Source organism: Moritella sp. PE36 (assembly GCF_000170855.1).
Lineage (GTDB): Bacteria > Pseudomonadota > Gammaproteobacteria > Enterobacterales > Moritellaceae > Moritella.
Genome location: NZ_ABCQ01000025.1, coordinates 1 through 17,108 on the forward strand (window position 1 = coordinate 1; position 17,108 = coordinate 17,108).

The 17,108-nt window shown below is 41.3% G+C and carries 8 protein-coding genes and 2 rRNA genes; 8 read left to right on the forward strand and 2 right to left on the reverse strand.

The genetic code is table 11. The features are described from left to right. From PE36_RS14060 to PE36_RS14085, 6 genes are all read left to right on the forward strand, one after another. A 23S ribosomal RNA gene (locus tag PE36_RS14060) occupies positions 1 to 631 on the forward strand; the annotation flags it as partial. A gap of 135 nt (positions 632 to 766) precedes the next feature. Further along, positions 767 to 882 (forward strand): 5S ribosomal RNA (gene rrf, locus PE36_RS14065). Positions 883 to 1,228: 346 nt separating this feature from the next. Continuing rightward, a complete protein-coding gene (gene recC / locus PE36_RS14070; RefSeq protein ID WP_006032704.1) occupies positions 1,229 to 4,621 on the forward strand; it encodes an exodeoxyribonuclease V subunit gamma in 3,393 nt (1,130 codons plus the stop codon). Then, positions 4,621 to 8,193, forward strand: a complete 3,573-nt coding sequence (gene recB, locus PE36_RS14075) for an exodeoxyribonuclease V subunit beta (RefSeq protein ID WP_006032705.1) — start codon at positions 4,621 to 4,623, stop codon at positions 8,191 to 8,193. The genes recC and recB overlap by 1 nt, the downstream gene beginning before the upstream one ends. Continuing rightward, a complete protein-coding gene (recD, locus tag PE36_RS14080; RefSeq protein WP_006032706.1) occupies positions 8,190 to 10,217 on the forward strand; it encodes an exodeoxyribonuclease V subunit alpha in 2,028 nt (675 codons plus the stop codon). Before recB ends, recD begins: the two co-directional genes overlap by 4 nt. A gap of 186 nt (positions 10,218 to 10,403) precedes the next feature. Continuing rightward, positions 10,404 to 11,642: a dicarboxylate/amino acid:cation symporter gene (locus tag PE36_RS14085; protein ID WP_043994546.1), complete on the forward strand. Its 1,239-nt coding sequence runs from the start codon at positions 10,404 to 10,406 to the stop codon at positions 11,640 to 11,642. Positions 11,643 to 11,752: 110 nt separating this feature from the next. On the opposite strand, the gene miaA is transcribed toward PE36_RS14085, so the two are convergent. After that, positions 11,753 to 12,676: a tRNA (adenosine(37)-N6)-dimethylallyltransferase MiaA gene (miaA, locus tag PE36_RS14090; RefSeq protein ID WP_006032708.1), complete on the reverse strand. Its 924-nt coding sequence runs from the start codon at positions 12,674 to 12,676 to the stop codon at positions 11,753 to 11,755. A gap of 269 nt (positions 12,677 to 12,945) precedes the next feature. Between miaA and asnC the strand changes: the two genes are divergently transcribed. Both asnC and PE36_RS14100 read left to right on the forward strand, forming a co-directional pair. Next, positions 12,946 to 13,407 (forward strand): transcriptional regulator AsnC, encoded by a 462-nt coding sequence (asnC, locus tag PE36_RS14095; RefSeq protein WP_006032709.1) that lies wholly within the window; start codon positions 12,946 to 12,948, stop codon positions 13,405 to 13,407. Positions 13,408 to 13,504: 97 nt separating this feature from the next. Next, the gene (locus PE36_RS14100) at positions 13,505 to 14,740 is read left to right on the forward strand and encodes a cystathionine gamma-synthase family protein (RefSeq protein WP_006032710.1); all 1,236 of its coding nucleotides are present in this window, start codon (positions 13,505 to 13,507) and stop codon (positions 14,738 to 14,740) included. A gap of 97 nt (positions 14,741 to 14,837) precedes the next feature. Here the strand turns inward: PE36_RS14100 and PE36_RS14105 are convergent, their stop codons facing one another. After that, positions 14,838 to 16,526 carry a DUF342 domain-containing protein gene (locus tag PE36_RS14105; RefSeq protein ID WP_006032711.1) on the reverse strand — a complete coding sequence of 563 codons (1,689 nt, stop codon included), beginning with the start codon at positions 16,524 to 16,526 and terminating at the stop codon, positions 14,838 to 14,840. Between the last annotated feature and the right edge of the window lie 582 nt (positions 16,527 to 17,108).

The following is a 17,108-nucleotide window of genomic DNA, read 5'->3' on the forward strand; positions in this document are numbered from 1 at the left end:
ACGGAGGAGCACGAAGGTTGGCTAAACATGGTTGGACATCATGTGGTTAGTGCAAAGGCATAAGCCAGCTTAACTGCGAGACAGACACGTCGAGCAGGTACGAAAGTAGGTCTTAGTGATCCGGTGGTTCTGAATGGAAGGGCCATCGCTCAACGGATAAAAGGTACTCCGGGGATAACAGGCTGATACCGCCCAAGAGTTCATATCGACGGCGGTGTTTGGCACCTCGATGTCGGCTCATCACATCCTGGGGCTGAAGTTGGTCCCAAGGGTATGGCTGTTCGCCATTTAAAGTGGTACGCGAGCTGGGTTTAGAACGTCGTGAGACAGTTCGGTCCCTATCTGCCGTGGGCGTTTGAGAATTGAGAGGAGCTGCTCCTAGTACGAGAGGACCGGAGTGGACGAACCACTGGTGTTCGGGTTGTCATGCCAATGGCATTGCCCGGTAGCTAAGTTCGGAACTGATAACCGCTGAAAGCATCTAAGCGGGAAGCAGGCCTCGAGATGAGTTCTCACTGGAGCTTTAAGCTCCCTGAAGGGCCGTTGGAGACTACAACGTTGATAGGCAAGGTGTGTAAGTGCTGTGAGGCATTGAGCTAACTTGTACTAATTACCCGTGAGGCTTAACCATACAAATTAAAGTATGATTAATTGAAATACGACTTAAGAATAGACAGAACACTTTAGGTTTTAAAGACTTCTTTATTTATAGCTTTTCAGATTTACAATAGAAATTAATTTTCTTATAGAAAGCAAACCAGATTTGCTTGGTGACCATAGTGTTGCGGTACCACCTGACTCCATTCCGAACTCAGTAGTGAAACGTAATAACGCCGATGGTAGTGTGGGGTTTCCCCATGTGAGAGTAGGGCATCGCCAAGCGCCAAATTAGAGAGAGCCGATATCAGCAATGATATCGGCTTTTTTGTGTCTGTAATTTACGATAGTGACGCGATTGCATTAAAGACAGCGAGTTTCAGCTGATATATATGTCGTGATTAAAGTATTCCAAATGCATAAAAACCAGCCTACGGCTGGCTGTTGTGCATTTGGGGGTTAGCAATGTTTACCTTTTAAATGATAAAGACCGTTAATCTCTGAGCTTTTCGTTTCACTTAGATGTACGTTTTCATATTTCTGTCGCAAAAAACAACATGTCGTTTTTTCTGCATTGCATAGTGAGTTCGTATGCTCCACAATTCCAGTAGGTTATCAGTCTGGAGTTACCGTGTTTAATCTTTATCATTCGAATCAATTAGATATTTTAAAAGAGCTAATGGCTCACTTTATTGCGAAAGATCCACTTGCCGACCCTTTTGTCGAAGAGCAAGTTTTGGTTCAAAGTCCAGGTATGGCGCAATGGGTGAAAATGGAGTTGGCGAAGTCGATGGGCATATCGGCTAATATTACCTTTCCATTGCCTGCTTCTTTTATTTGGAAGATGTTCCAAAAGGTATTGCCTGACATTCCCGACAAAAGTGCATTTAATAAAGAGGCGATGTCTTGGAAGTTGATGCTAATCCTGCCTGAGTTATTAGTGCTAGCTGAATTCGAATCATTAAAGCATTATTTAGCGGATGATCAAGATGATTACCGGTTATTTCAACTCTGCCAAAAAATATCGGACACATTTGACCAATATTTAGTGTACCGACCTGAGTGGATCGCGGGATGGGAAGGTGGTGATAATATGCATGCCGATACTCACCCTTGGCAGCCCTTACTATGGCGTGAATTAGTTGCTAAAACAGAAGTGTTGGGTCAATCTCATTATCATCGAGCCAACTTATATGATCAATTTATCGCACGCCTCAATAGTTCAACTTTTGATGCCAAGCTGCTACCTGATCGTATATTTGTATTCGGGGTATCTGCATTACCACCGCGTTATTTAGATGCATTACAAGCACTTGCTATGCATACTGAAATACATTTTATGTTATCGAACCCTTGCCGCTTGTACTGGGGTGATCTGATAGACCCTAAGTGGCTGTTAAAGCAACGTACCATGGTTAATCATCATAATGTAACCCTTGGCATGAGTGATAAGGTGAGTGCCAATGATGAACAAACCGTTCGCGCTCTCTTTGATGAAGATGACGCATTTAAAGTGGGTAATCCACTACTCGCGTCTATGGGCAAACTGGGTCGCGATAATTTAGCGTTATTGACGGGTTTTGGTTGTCAGGAGCTAGATGTTTTTGTGGAACCGACCGATGATGGACTACTTGCAAGTATTCAGCGCGATATTTTAGATTTGGCTGATCGCAGTATGGCAGAGTTTAATGTTTCGCAACAGGATACCAATACACGCGATAGTCGTTATAAACTCCCTATTAATCCTGCAGACTCTTCACTTGAACTGCACAGCTGTCATAGCCCAATGCGTGAAATAGAAGTATTACATAATAATTTGCTCACTATGTTTTCGGAAAATCCAGATCTTAATCCCCGAGATGTGGTTATCATGATGCCCGATGTAAATGGTTACAGTCCTTATATTCAAGCGGTGTTTGGTGCGATGGACCGTTATGATGAACGGTATATTCCGTTTTCTATCTCAGATAGTGGCGCGCAGTATGATAATCCTATTTTACTCAGCTTTTTACAATTACTGACGCTACCTTTATCGCGTTGTAACGTCTCTGAATTACTGTCGTTACTGGAGGTACCTGCGGTATTAGCGCGTTTTGCTATTACGCCTGATGAGTTTAACCGATTACGTCAATGGATTGATGAATCTGGTATTCGCTGGGGCTTAGATGAAGATGATGCCACTCGTTTTGACTTACCTGGGATGAAACAAAATACTTGGTTATTTGGTTTACACCGCATGTTGCTCGGTTACGCTTATGGTGGTGATGATATTTATCAAGGCATATTGCCTTATCAAGAAGTACAGGGGATTGAAGCTGAACTACTGGGTAAATTAGCGCACTTTATTGAAGCATTATTAGATAGTCTTACCTCATTACAAGATCCGAAATCGATAGCAGACTGGATCAAGTTAGGTAATACGCTGATAGATAATTTTTATAAAATTGATGTGGATGATGAGCAATCAATAAAAATGATCCGAGATGCTTTTTCACATTTAGATGAGCAATTAAAAAGTGCCAGTTATGACAAACACATCACTCCGTTAGTATTACGTCATTATTTAAATAATGCGTTATCACAAGTTGGTGCCAGTCAAAAATTTCTCGCGGGTCAAGTTAATTTTTGTACCCTAATGCCGATGCGTTCAATTCCGTTTAAAGTTATCTGTTTACTCGGTATGAATGATGGTGTTTATCCACGCTCAATTCCGCCAATGGGTTTTGATTTAATGGCCAATGATCTTAAACAAGGTGATCGTAGCCGTCGTGATGATGATCGCTATTTATTTTTGGAAGCGCTCATTTCAGCCCAAAGTAAATTATATATTAGCTATATTGGCAGTAGTATTCGTGATAAGAGTGAGCGTCTACCGTCTGTGTTGATCACGGAGTTATTACAATATTGTCAGCAAAGTTTTTGTATTACCGGTGATGAGGGTCTATCTCCTGATGAGTCTGCTGCACAATTACTGACGCATTTAATCCAGCATCATGCTTTACAGCCATTCGATGCACGCTATTTTAATCCGCAAGCACCGACCTCTTTTGCCAAAGAGTGGTTACCTGCGTTAGCCCCTGTTGTGGAGTTAAGACAATTTCTAACTGAGCCTTTACCTGCGCTAATATCCAATGATGATATGCAAGAGGTAGAGCTAGCTGAACTATTACGTTTTTATCGCCATCCGACTAAGTACTTCTTTAACCGACGTTTAAAAGTTTATTTTAATCAGGCCAGCCTTGATGTGCTTGATGACGAACCATTTGATGTCGATAACCTAGAAAAATATCATCTTAAAGCGCAATTACTGGAAACGGAATTGATGGGCGGCGACATTAGTCTGGTGACTGAACGGTTGGTTGCATCAGGTAGTCTTCCTCTTGGACGTTTTGGCAAAATTTCACTAGATAAAGAAGTCAGTACTGTTAGTCAGCTTGCTCAGGTATTAATGCCGTTATTAACCAATAGTAATGATGATATCGAGGTCGACATTCCTTTGGTTTCTGGACGTTTATTTGGTTGGTTAAAACACATATATAACGGTGGTTTAGTACGACATAAGCCGAGTGGCTTTAATGGTAAAGATTATCTGCAGGTTTGGTTAGAACATTTATGTTTCTGTATTAGCATTAAAAATCCAGCGGCGACAACGCTTGTCCACTTAACAGCGGGTAAACCCGTTGTGCAACGACTTAGAGTCATTGATCAATCTCGAGCGAGAGAATTACTATTTCAATTATTTGAGGTTTATAACGATGGCTGCTGCCAGCCTTTGGCGTTATTCCCTAAAACTGGCTGGGGTTGGGCAAAAACCAAATGTACAACCGCAGCGCTTGATGATTATAAATTAAGAGCGGAAGCTGTATTGAATTTCGAAGGTGGCTATAACCGTATGGGTGAAAATGCCGATGACTATTTACAACGTAGCTTTCCACGCTTAAATGATGAGGTATATAAATTAATGTCTGCATCTTCAGAGTCTGTGTTATTTCCAATCTTTGAATATCTAGAGGATGTTGAATAATGGCTGGCGTAAATATCCTTAATGCGATGACGTTTCCCCTCTATGGTGAACGCCTGATCGAAGCATCTGCCGGTACAGGTAAAACGTTTACCATTGCCAGTTTATATTTACGCTTATTATTGGGTCATGGCGGCGATAATGCTTATAACAAAGAAGGTCAAATCGAAGCGTTAAATGTCGATCAAATATTGGTAGTCACATTTACAGAAGCTGCCACGGCTGAATTACGCGATCGCATTCGGGCGCGTATTCATCAAGCACGTATTGCCTTTAGTATTGGTAATAGTGATGATCCGGTGATTAGTTTGTTACTGACTGATATTAATGAGCTGGATTATGCTCGTTGTGCCAAATCATTATTGGCCGCAGAAAGACAGATGGATGAAGCGGCTATTTATACCATTCATGGCTTTTGTCAGCGTATGCTGAAGCAAAATGCATTTGAGTCCGGGGCATTATTTGAAAGCGAATTTATTACTGATGAATCGCAGCTAAAATTTAATGCTATTGCTGATTTTTGGCGTAGTCATTTCTATCGTTATAAAGACGGTATGATTGATATGGTGCATAGCTTTTGGTCATCACCACAAGCACTACTGCGCGACATTTCTGGGTACTTATCTAATACCGATATCGAATTTATTGCCAAAACCGGCAGCAATGATATTGAGCAGGATTACGATAAATTAATTTCATCGATTCAACTGGTCAAAGACGCATGGTTTAAAAATGCCAGTGATCTCTGTGAATTAATTCAAGCGGGTAACTTGAATGGCAACAGTTATCGTGTTGCTAGTGTGGCAAAGTGGCTCAATGAAATGCTCAGCTGGTCGCAATCAGAAACCAAGCAAAATGATTTACCCGATAGTATCGTTAAATTTGCCCAGCATGCTTTAACCGCTAAAACTAAAAAAGGTAAACAATCGCCAGAGCATCCAGTGTTTAGCGATATTGAAACGTTATTAGAGCAGCCATTATCACTTAAAGATTGCTTTATTGTGAAAGCGGTTGAGTACGTGCGTGTGCGTGTGATGAAAACTAAAAATCAATCACAGTTATTATCGTTTGATGATCTGTTGTCGGGATTATCTGCAGCATTAGTGGGCGAGCAAGCTGAGAGTTTGGCTGAATGTATTCGCAGCCAATATCCAGTTGCCATGATTGATGAATTCCAAGATACCGATCAACAGCAATACGATATCTTTAATACTATCTACGGTAACCAAGATGGTGCTGGTTTATTTATGATCGGCGATCCGAAACAAGCCATTTATAGTTTCCGTGGTGCGGATATTTTTACTTATATGCAAGCCCGTGAAAATGTTGATGATCATTATACCTTAGCCAAAAATTGGCGTTCTTCGACAGCGATGGTCAGTGCGGTAAACCGTGTTTTTGAACATGCTAATAAGCCTTTCATTTATGAAGACAGTATTAGTTTTCAGCCGGTTGAATCGCAAGGTAAAAGTAAACCCTTGTTATTGAATGGTGTTGAGCCTGCTGCGCTGCAGCTTTGGTTACACGAAGAAGAAGGTCAGAAAAATATTACCAAGGGTCTGTATCAACAAGTCTACGCCAAAGCGACGGCTAATCAGATAGCGACATTATTAACAGATGCACAGCAAGGTAACGCGATGTTATCGGGTCGGGCAGTTAAAGCGGGGGATATTGCTATTCTTGTACGGACGGGGGCAGAAGCGAGATTAGTCCGCGACCAGCTTGATGCTTTATCTATCCCTAGTGTTTATATGTCGAATCGTGAAAGTGTATTTGCTACCCGTGAAGCGCGCGAGTTGTATCATATTTTTGCGGCTATTTTGAATCCCGAAGATGAGGGGTTATTGCGGGCAGCGTTAGCGACGTCTATTTTTGAGAAACCTGCGATTGAGTTAGACCAGCTGAGTAATGATGAAAAAGTCTGGGAACAAACTGTTGCCGAGTTTAAGCAGTACCAAAATACCCTACAGTGGCAAGGTTTCTTACCGGCCCTAAGATTATTGCTTAATCAACAGAATATTGCCGCGATCATGCTCTCTGGTCAAGGTGGTGATCGACGTTTAACGGATGTTTTACATTTGGGTGAATTACTGCAAGAAGCAAGCTTAGAATTGGATGGCGAGTATAGTCTATTCCGCTGGTTTGGTGAAAAAATTGAAAACCCAAATAGTGATGCACAAGAGCAGTTGGTTCGTTTAGAAAGTGAAGCCGATCTCGTACAAGTAGTGACGATCCATAAATCAAAAGGACTGGAATATAACTTAGTATTCCTGCCATTTATTTGTGCTACACGACAAGCGTCAACGCCACTTTATCATCAGGATGGTCATACTTATGTTCATCTTGATTTAGATGATGAAGAGGCGTTAGAGTCAGCGAAAGAACAAGCTGATCAAGAGCGTCTTGCTGAAGATTTACGGCTGTTATATGTGGCATTAACGCGGGGTGTTTATGCAACATGGTTAGGCTTAGGTGCGGTTAAAATGGGTAACTCTCATAACAAAATGCACTTAAATGCGATGGGCTATTTATTACAGCAAGGTGAAGAATGCAAAGATACTGAATTTAAAGCCTGTGTCGAAAAACTTGCCGAACAGCAGACTTGTGTTGATGTCGTGTCTCCTCCGTTAGCGGCGGTCGATGCTTATCAACCCATCGTTGCACCACCTGTGGTTTATCAAGCTAGGACGATGACCAATCCGATTAGTAAAAACTGGTGGGTAACGAGTTATTCTGCACTATCTCGCCATAGCCATGGTAATCGTCATTCTAGTTATGACGCATCACTGGAATTGCCGGGATTTGATGCGGAAGTGGATACCGAAAAAGAAGATGAACATGAAGCCAGTTGGGATATTTTTAGTTTCCCGCGTGGTGCTGCGGCCGGTACCTTATTACATACGGTGTTTGAGCACATTGATTTTGCCAATGTTGACGAGGACATGCTCACCGAGCAAATATTACAACTGCTTGAGCGTGAAGGGTATGACTTAGCTTGGTTACCGGTATTACTTAAACTGGTTAATCAGGTATTAGACTGCCCATTACAGGATGGTTTTAGTTTACGTCAATTAACGCCAACCCAGAAAAAAGTGGAGATGGAATTTTTCATGCCGATTTCATCGCTTAACTGTGATGATTTAAATACATTGATAAAGCAGCATGATGACCTTTCTCAGCAAGCTGGCGAGCTTGATTTTCAACAAGTCAGTGGCATGTTAAAAGGTTTTATCGATTTGGTGTTCGTTTATGAAGGACGTTATTACGTACTGGATTATAAATCCAATCATTTAGGTGATAGCCAAGCTGATTATACCTGTGATGCGATTAATCAGGTGATGGTTGAACACAGATATGAACTGCAGTACCAACTGTATACCTTAGCGTTACATCGTTTCTTACGCTCACGTATTCCAGATTATAACTATGAGCAGCATTTCGGTGGGGTTTATTACCTGTTCTTACGTGGCATGCAAGTCGAAACGGGTGATCAATATGGAATATTTTTTACTAAACCATCATTCGACTTTGTTATGCAATTAGATGACTTATTTTTAGGAGAACTCGCATCATGAGTGTACTTAATTGTCTCAAAGAGTTAGCCAACGAAAATAAAATTCGTCAGTTAGATTACCAGTTTGCTCGTTTTATCAGTAATTATGAATCCGAGCCCGCTATTATTTTATTGGCGTGCTTAACCAGCTATCAATTGGGTAAAGGGCACGTCTGTATTGATTTAACAAGCATAGACACCAACGCGTTATTTGATTTGAAGTTAACACGTTCACATTTATTACTGGCTGAGGTCCCTAGCCGTAGCAATACTTGGCCGACATTATTAGCAAATTCAGCGGTGGTTGGCGAGTCGGCTCCGCTACAGTTTGTGCACGATGCCAATAAATTATATTTGCAGCGCTACTGGGCTTACGAGTTACAAGTTGCGCAGCAATTAAAAAATCTAGCAAAACAAAGTCAGCAACCCGATCTAAGCACCAGTCTAAATCGTTTGTTCAAGCGTGATTATGGTTTTCTATTTCCTATTTTAGCGAAGGAACGAGAAGCGAACTTTAGTGCGCAAACATTTGTGGCTAAATATCTCGATGTGGTGAAGAAAGGTCGAATTAGTTGGCAGGATGTTGAGCAGGTACTACTCACTGCTAAAAATGCACAAGAACTACATGCCTTAGATAGTTTAATACCAGAAGCATACTGTTTAAATTGGCAAAAATTATCGGTGGCGGTTGCTGCTACGCGTCACTTCTCTGTTATTTCTGGGGGACCGGGTACAGGTAAAACCACCACAGTAACCAAGTTATTAGCGTTATTAATTGAACAAGGCTTACTGGCTCAGCAAGCCTTAACCATTAAGCTTGTTGCGCCAACGGGTAAAGCGGCTGCGCGTTTGACTGAGTCAATTGCGGGCGCCAAAGGTAAACTCGATTTACCCGTTAACGTTGCCGATCTGATCCCTGAGCAAGCGGGCACGATACACAGATTGTTAGGCGTGATCCCGAATCGACAAGCATTTCGGCATAATAAAGAGAACCCCTTACATCTTGATGTATTGGTGGTTGATGAAGCCTCGATGGTCGACTTACCACTAATGGCAAAGTTGTTAGCGGCATTACCACCGCATGCTCGCTTGATATTGTTGGGCGATAAAGATCAGCTTGCCTCGGTTGAAGCGGGTTCTGTATTGGCGGATATTTGTGCCTATGCCGAATCCGGTTATTCGGCAGAGCAGGTTAACTGGCTATCGAAGATCACTGACTATGAACTGAGTCAATATCAAGCCTCTGATGCAACCGCGATTTATGACAGCTTATGTTTATTACGTAAGAGTTATCGTTTTGATGCCGAATCCGGTATTGGCTGTTTAGCTGGCGCGGTGAATCGAGGTGATCTGAATGAATTTGATCGTGTTTGGGAAAATCAGCACGATGATATTCACTTGCACCCGTTGTCCACAGAAACTTACGACGCGCTAATTACAATGGCGAAGCAAGGTTATCAAGATTACTTGGCTAAGGTGGTGGTATCACCGAGTGATGACGAAGCTAAGTCGATATTACGCAGTTTTAATGATTTTCAAATTCTAACGGCGATCAGAGAAGGTGATTTTGGAGTACATGGCTTAAATCAACGCATCGAAAAGGCGTTACAGTCGGCTCGTAAGATCCGTAAAAATAAGTCTGAATGGTATGCGGGTAGACCGATTATGATCACCAATAACGATCATGGCCTCGGTTTATACAATGGTGACATTGGCATTTGCATGCAAGATGACGATGAGCGTATGCGGGTTTATTTTGAAATGGCGGACGGTAATGTGCAGTCTTTTCTACCGAGCAGATTGCCGCCACATCAAACGGTCTTTGCGATGACCATCCATAAATCGCAGGGCTCTGAATTTAGACATACGGTAATGATACTACCAAATCGTTTTAATCCGGTGCTGACCAGAGAGCTGGTTTATACCGGTATTACCCGTGCAAAAGAGAAGCTAGACATATTTACCAACGTCACAGTACTGAAAAAAGCGATTAAATTACGTACGGAACGCGTGAGTGGATTAATGGCGTTACTCAATCAAGATTGATGGATCGTAGATTTAGACCCTCGATTATCATTTATCCTAAAAAGGCACGGCTTTGTTATCGATATTGCAGATATACAGTTAAAAAGTTAGCGTTTGATCACATTTATGGCTAACTTGCTGTGTTATCTTCGCCGCGTTTTTCGTCAACGTATAATATATTGCTTAAGGCCTTATTGGGAGAGTGTTTTGCTAAAGGATAAAAAAAGAATAGTTAAAAATATTGGATTTCAAGTTGTAGTCGCTATGATTATCGGCGCTGCTGTTGGTGCCTTTATGGGTGAAGGCGCGGCCATTTTTGCGCCATTGGGTGCCTTGTTCATTAATCTGATCAAAATGTTAGTGATCCCACTTGTTGCAGTTTCGATTATTGCGGGTGCGGCGAATCTAGGTGATAGTCCTTCTGCCGGTAAAATTGGTGTAGGTACATTTGTATTCTTCATGTTGACGTCTGCGATTGCAGTGGCACTTGCATTAGTGATGGGGACGGTATTTGAACCCGGCGCTGGTGTTGATTTTTCTCAACATGCTGCAGGTTTAGCTGTCGTAACGGCTGAACAGGGTGCATTACCGGGTATATTTGACACTATTATTGGCATGATCCCCACTAACGTATTTAGTGCGTTAAGCAGTGGTAACATTCTCCAAATTTTAGTATTCAGTATCTTCTTTGGTATTGCATTAACGAAAGTTGAACGTAAACGTGCAAAACCTATTATGGATGGCTTACAGACCATTATTGATGCATTCGTTTGGATGATTAACTGTGTGATGGTTATTGCTCCAATTGGTGTATTTGGTCTGATGGCGGAATCGGTGGGTACGTTTGGCTTTAGTGCGCTAGCTGTGGTGATGAAACTATTTGTTGTTTATATCGCTGCGATCATTATCTATGGCTTTATCTTCTATCCACTTGTAGTGAAATTCTTCTCTGATACACCAGTACTGAAATTCATGTCAGCAATGAAGAAACCACAAGCGTTAGCATTATCGACGGCGTCATCAATGGCGACATTGCCAGTGACGTTGGAAGTATGTGAAAAAGAATTAAACATAGCTAACTCAACGGCATCGTTTGTATTGCCGCTAGGTGCGACGATCAACATGAGTGGTAATGCTATTTATTACGGCCTAGTCGCTGTGTTCTTTGCACAAATGTTTAATGTTGAATTAGGGATGGCGGCTTATGCTGCGATTATCTTTACATCGACATTAGGTGCGATTGGTCAAGCGGGTGTTCCAGGACCGTCTTTCCTTGTGGTTGCAGTATTATTAGCGGCGGGCATTCCAATCGAAGGTTTACCACTATTATTCGCGTTAGACCGTATCTTTGATATGGTGCGTACCGCATTGAATATTACCGGTGATGCTGTTTGTGCCGTGGTGATGGATAAATATAACCCTGAACATCAAGTGACAAAGTCATAAACGTATAGATAATATGTTCTTAAATCAGTAATAGCAGAAGCCACGCCTATACGGTGTGGCTTTTTTGTAATTGGCAGTGATGGTTTAAATTTATTATTCGAGATGAGGCGTTAACTTTTTTTAAATTGACTTAATACAGCTTGCGCTTGTTGGTTGATATCGCCAGTGCCCTCTAACCAATGGATTGTTGCACCTTGGCGCTCCATTCTTCTAAACCAAGTATCTTGACGCTTCGCGTATTTATGGATGGCGACATTGAGTTTATCAAACATGTCTTCATAATTTATCTGGCCTGCAACATACTGACTGACAAAACGGTATTCAAGACCAAAGTATTCCAGTTTTTCATGGCTTACGCCTTGCGCTAATAAGCCTTCTACTTCCTCTATCATGCCGTGTTCTAAGCGTTCTTTTAAACGCAGGGTAATGCGTTGACGTAATACGGCTCGGTCCCATTTAATGCCAAAATAGAGTGGTTTAATATCGGGTAGTGCTGTTTTTATCGGGGGCGTAATCAGTGAGTTTTCATGCTGGGCTATTTCAATGGCGCGATATAAACGTGGGCGCACAGTAATATCAGTGGCCTGATACGCATCGTTGTCTAGCTCAAGTAAAATTTGTTGTACATCTGCTAATGGCATATCGGCAAATTGCTCACGCTGACTAATATTTTTATCGACTTGCACAAATTCATAACCGGCTACGACAGCATCAATGTATAAACCGGTACCACCGACAAGCAAGGGTAACTTGCCTCGTTGGTTAATGTCGTTAAATGCGTTGAAGAAATCGCGCTGAAATTGAAAGGCGTTATATTCTTTACCGGGTTCGATAATATCAATCAAGTGATATGGCACATCACCGTATTCAGCTAAATCTTTGCCGGAACCAATATCGAGGCCAGTATAGACCTGTCGAGAATCACCCGAGATCACCTCTCCGTTCAATTGTTTCGCCAGGTCGACACCTAAACGTGTCTTTCCCGATGCTGTTGCGCCGAGTACGACGATAAGGTTGTATTGTTGTTGAGACATTAAGTTACCTGAATAAATAATTGCGCTGTGTGCAGACCGAAATGGTAACTCAAGCAGGCTATGTGACCAACAGTCTTTTTAACTTTGTCATAAAATGCATTTAATTTGGGTAAATTAAGGTATTAATGAATGATGTAGTGACAAAATTGCAGTTATGCAGTCAAAAAGGGGCTATTTTTTCAAGAATATTCAAATTATACGCTAGATGATTAGGGTTTTAGCGTTATAATCGACTTCTTGTATTGTTACTTATGATCGGAAAAGTTGTAATGTCGCTTAATGCTAATCTTGATGAATTAGATAAAAAAATCCTTAATGCACTCATGGTTAACGCGCGTGTACCTTATGCTGAACTGGCGAAAAAGTTTAACGTAAGTGCGGGTACGATCCATGTTCGTGTCGAAAAAATGAAAACAACAGGTGTCATTCTAGGCACTAAAGTTGAAGTTTGCCCGAAAAAACTCGGTTATGACGTGTGTTGTTTTATTGGTATTAATCTAAAGAGCGCAAAGGATTACCCTTCTGCGTTGGCGCAATTAAAAGCGTTAGATGAAGTCGTTGAAGCGTATTACACAACGGGTAATTACAATATTTTTGTTAAATTGATGACGCGCTCGATTGATGAACTACAAAAAGTACTGATTGATAAAATTCAACAGATTGAAGAAGTACAGTCGACCGAAACATTGATCTCATTACAAAACCCAATTAGTCGTGGTGTTCACCCATAACCTTCACCGCTAATTATAAATGAGATAAATGCTATAAGTTAGCCTCATCCTGATCAATAATGAGGTTAACGTCAATTTGTTGTATGAAGGAATAACAATGAAAGAGCAGGGATTCACTACTCATTTAGTTCATCATGATCACAACCAAAATTTAGAGTTTGGGGCTATTCACGCACCAATTTATAACTCTGCCACTTATGGTTATGATGACATTCACGATCTTATCGATATCTTCCAAGGCCGCCAAGCTGGCCAAGCCTATGCTCGTCAAGCGACGCCAACGATTGATATGTTACAAAACATGATCTGCGAAATGGAGCAGGGTAAAGCATCATTATGTTTTAGCTCTGGTATGGCGGCGATTGTCGCGGTATTTCTGACGTTATTAAAAGGTGGCGATCATATTGTTGCCAGCCGTTTCTTATTTGGTAATACTTCAAGTGTATTTGGTACCTTAAAAAGTTTTGGTATTGAAGTGACACTCGTTGATGCTACCGATGTGGCTAACGTTGCTGCGGCTTGCCAAGCCAATACCAAAATGGTGTTTGTAGAAACCATTGCTAATCCGGCGACCCAAGTTTGTGACTTAGCCGAAATTGGCGAATTATGTGATGCTAAAGGACTGCTATATGTTGTTGATAACACGCTAACGTCAGCCTATTTATTCCAGCCTAAAACGGTGAAATGCCATCTTATTGTTACGTCACTATCCAAGTACTTTGGTGGTCACGGTAATGTTATCGGTGGTTCTGTCACTGATACGGGGTTATTTGATTGGTCACACTATCCAAATATCTTTGAAGCGTACCGTAAAGGTGATCCTGCTATGTGGGGCTATGCGCAAATGAAGAAGAAAGGCCTGCGTGACATGGGCGCTTGCCTGAGTTCTGAAGCGGCTGGCCAATTAGCGCTAGGCTCAGAAACAATGGCGCTGCGTGTCAAACAATCGTCAAGTTCGGCATTGGCTTTAGCATTAATGTTAGAGAATCATCCAAAAGTTGAACGTGTTTATTATCCAGGTCTGGAATCACATCCTGAATATGCCCGTGCTAAATCACTATTTCGTGCATCTGGGTCAATGTTAAGTTTAGACTTAAAAGAAGGCTTGGATTGCTGCCAATTCTTGAATGAACTGAAACTGGTAATTTGCGCGACACATTTAGGTGATAACCGTAGCTTAGCACTGCCTGTTGCGCCAACTATTTTCCATGAAATCGGTCTCGCGGCACGTCAAGAGTCGGGTATCAGTGAAAACATGATCCGTTGTTCGATTGGTATTGAAGATACTGATGATTTACTGGCAGACTTTACCCAAGCATTAGCTAGTCTTTAAATCTGTTAAGTTAGTACTGTATTGAAAAAAGGCCTAAGTGATCACTTAGGCCTTTTTGTTATGATGCTATTAATTGATATGAATTATTGATCGTTACCTAGTCGTGCTTGCTATAATCAAAGTCAATTTGCTTATCTTTATGGATCACTCGACAAGGGCCGTATTCACGCTGGGTTATTGTTGTTGCTGAGCCGATATGTAAGGTTACATTATCAAAAATACATTTCCCGACGTTAATGTGATGTACTTGGTAGTATTGGTCTAGCTCAAGTTGCAACTGCTGTAACTCTACCTCGTCATCAACGCGTTGCTGGTTGAATCTATTTTTTTCATACAACATTTCTTTTATTTCAGTAACGACACCGTGATCGTGTTTCCATTGTTCTTTGGGCGGTAGATTATTAATCTTAATCCACAGTGAGTTATCTTCTTCGACTAAGGTCTTTAATTCTTCGCTACGGTCTTGTACTTGTACCCGGACCTTATCTTCTTGCATTGCGCAATAAATCTCAGTTTTTGTACCTGATGTGGCGCCAATGCTGACCACGTTAATACCATTATTTGCATTAACACTGCCTCCCACGATATCGCCCCGACGATTAAAGCCATCGCTTACGGTAAGTTTCCCTTTAGTATGGGTAACGCTGTGCAGTAACTGCTTGGTGATGGTGATGTCCCCAGTCGCGGTTAGTTCTGAGTATTGTACAAATTGAGCGCGTATTTGCCCTTGAGCACTAATTTTGGTAGCGAGTTGATGATTGTAATTGTTATTTTTATTGGTTAATTGCCGCCCTAAAATACCTTTGTTGACAATAATATCGCCTTTGGCTTCTAAGGTCGCGGAATCAACAAATCCCATCACGGTGATATCACCACTACTTTTAACGATCATTTCGGCATCAACGTTACCTGTGATTAGGATGCTGCCTTTAAACTCAATATGACCTGTGCCGACATCCACATTTTTAATTGTCAGCATATCATCAATTTGCAATACGCCCCTGACCTCGACTGCTTGTCCTGTCATGGTGGCAAGTAATCTTAATGGATTATGAGGGTCGATACAGGTGCCTGGACCAGCTTGTAGCTTGGTGTCTTTACCTGATTTGGGTAACAGTTCTTTACCGAGTAGATCAAACCCTTTGGTGCCATCATCAGCAGGTATTTTTTCGATTAATACATCGTTCATCTGTACCATGTTGATTTCACCAAGATTACGCATATCAACATTACCATCCGCTTTGATTTGCGGTTGTAATAAACGTTCTCTGGCCAATGATACTTGGCGTTTTAATTCGGCATTTTTACCATGGATAGGGTGCTGACCTTCAGCAACAATAATCTTAACTTGTTCACCGGGTGATAGTATCGAGAGTTGTTTGAGTTGTTCGGTGATCTTTTGCTTATCAATACCGATATGAATATTATTGTTACTGAGTTCATCTAAAATATCAGCAAGTGCAATTTGATGATCGCCCCAGCCCGCGGTTAAATTTACTTCCGCTTGCATGTTATCTTTGTTCAGTATGATTTCAATCTTACCGTTATTTCGCTCTGCTAAAATAAATAAAAACTCTTCAGCACCAGCGGGTTTACCCGTTAGTTTGTTTATTTGGGCGACGGCCTCTTCAAGATTCGCAAGAATAGGGGATAATTGATTGAAAGGCTCAACATGGAGCAAGCCCAGTAAATTCGGAACTGTTAGTGGCGCGTGTTTATTTGGGATCAGACGAACTTCGACTTGATTATTGTCTTCGCTTAACCTAATTAATTCTGCGTCCAGCATACAAGATCCTAAAATATTAGCGTTGCTATTAGGGGGAATTAGTCTCTCGATTATAGCAGTATAAACTTCGCCAAAAGTAGTATTACCTTATTGAAATATTCGGTTTAGTGATCTTAAACTGACTTTTTTAACAAATCGATTCATTGTATCGTCACGTGCTGATATGTTGGTTTTTAACTCTGATTAAAGAGAGGGTTATAGCTGTTTATTGATATATTGTAATGTGTTTTCTGAATAATGTAGTTGATACTTATTGAAACACATTATTCTTTATCTTATTTTGTTGGTGGATTATAGATACCGGTTCTATGTTGATACTTGTTCATTACTTACTTACAAAAATAGCGAGCCAAGATAGTTAAATTCGATGTTTGCGTTTATAGAACGACTCTTTCCTCTTTCTTCTTTCCTCAATGCTCAATGAATCCTGATGCTTTTAGTTATGTGCATTTACTTGTTGTGATAAGGCTGGCATGGTATTATCCGCACCCGTTAATTATACTGTTGTTGCCCGGTCGCAGGCAGCAGTTAAAAGACGCTTACTTATCTGGATTCAGTCCAGATCTAAATATTACTACTTAT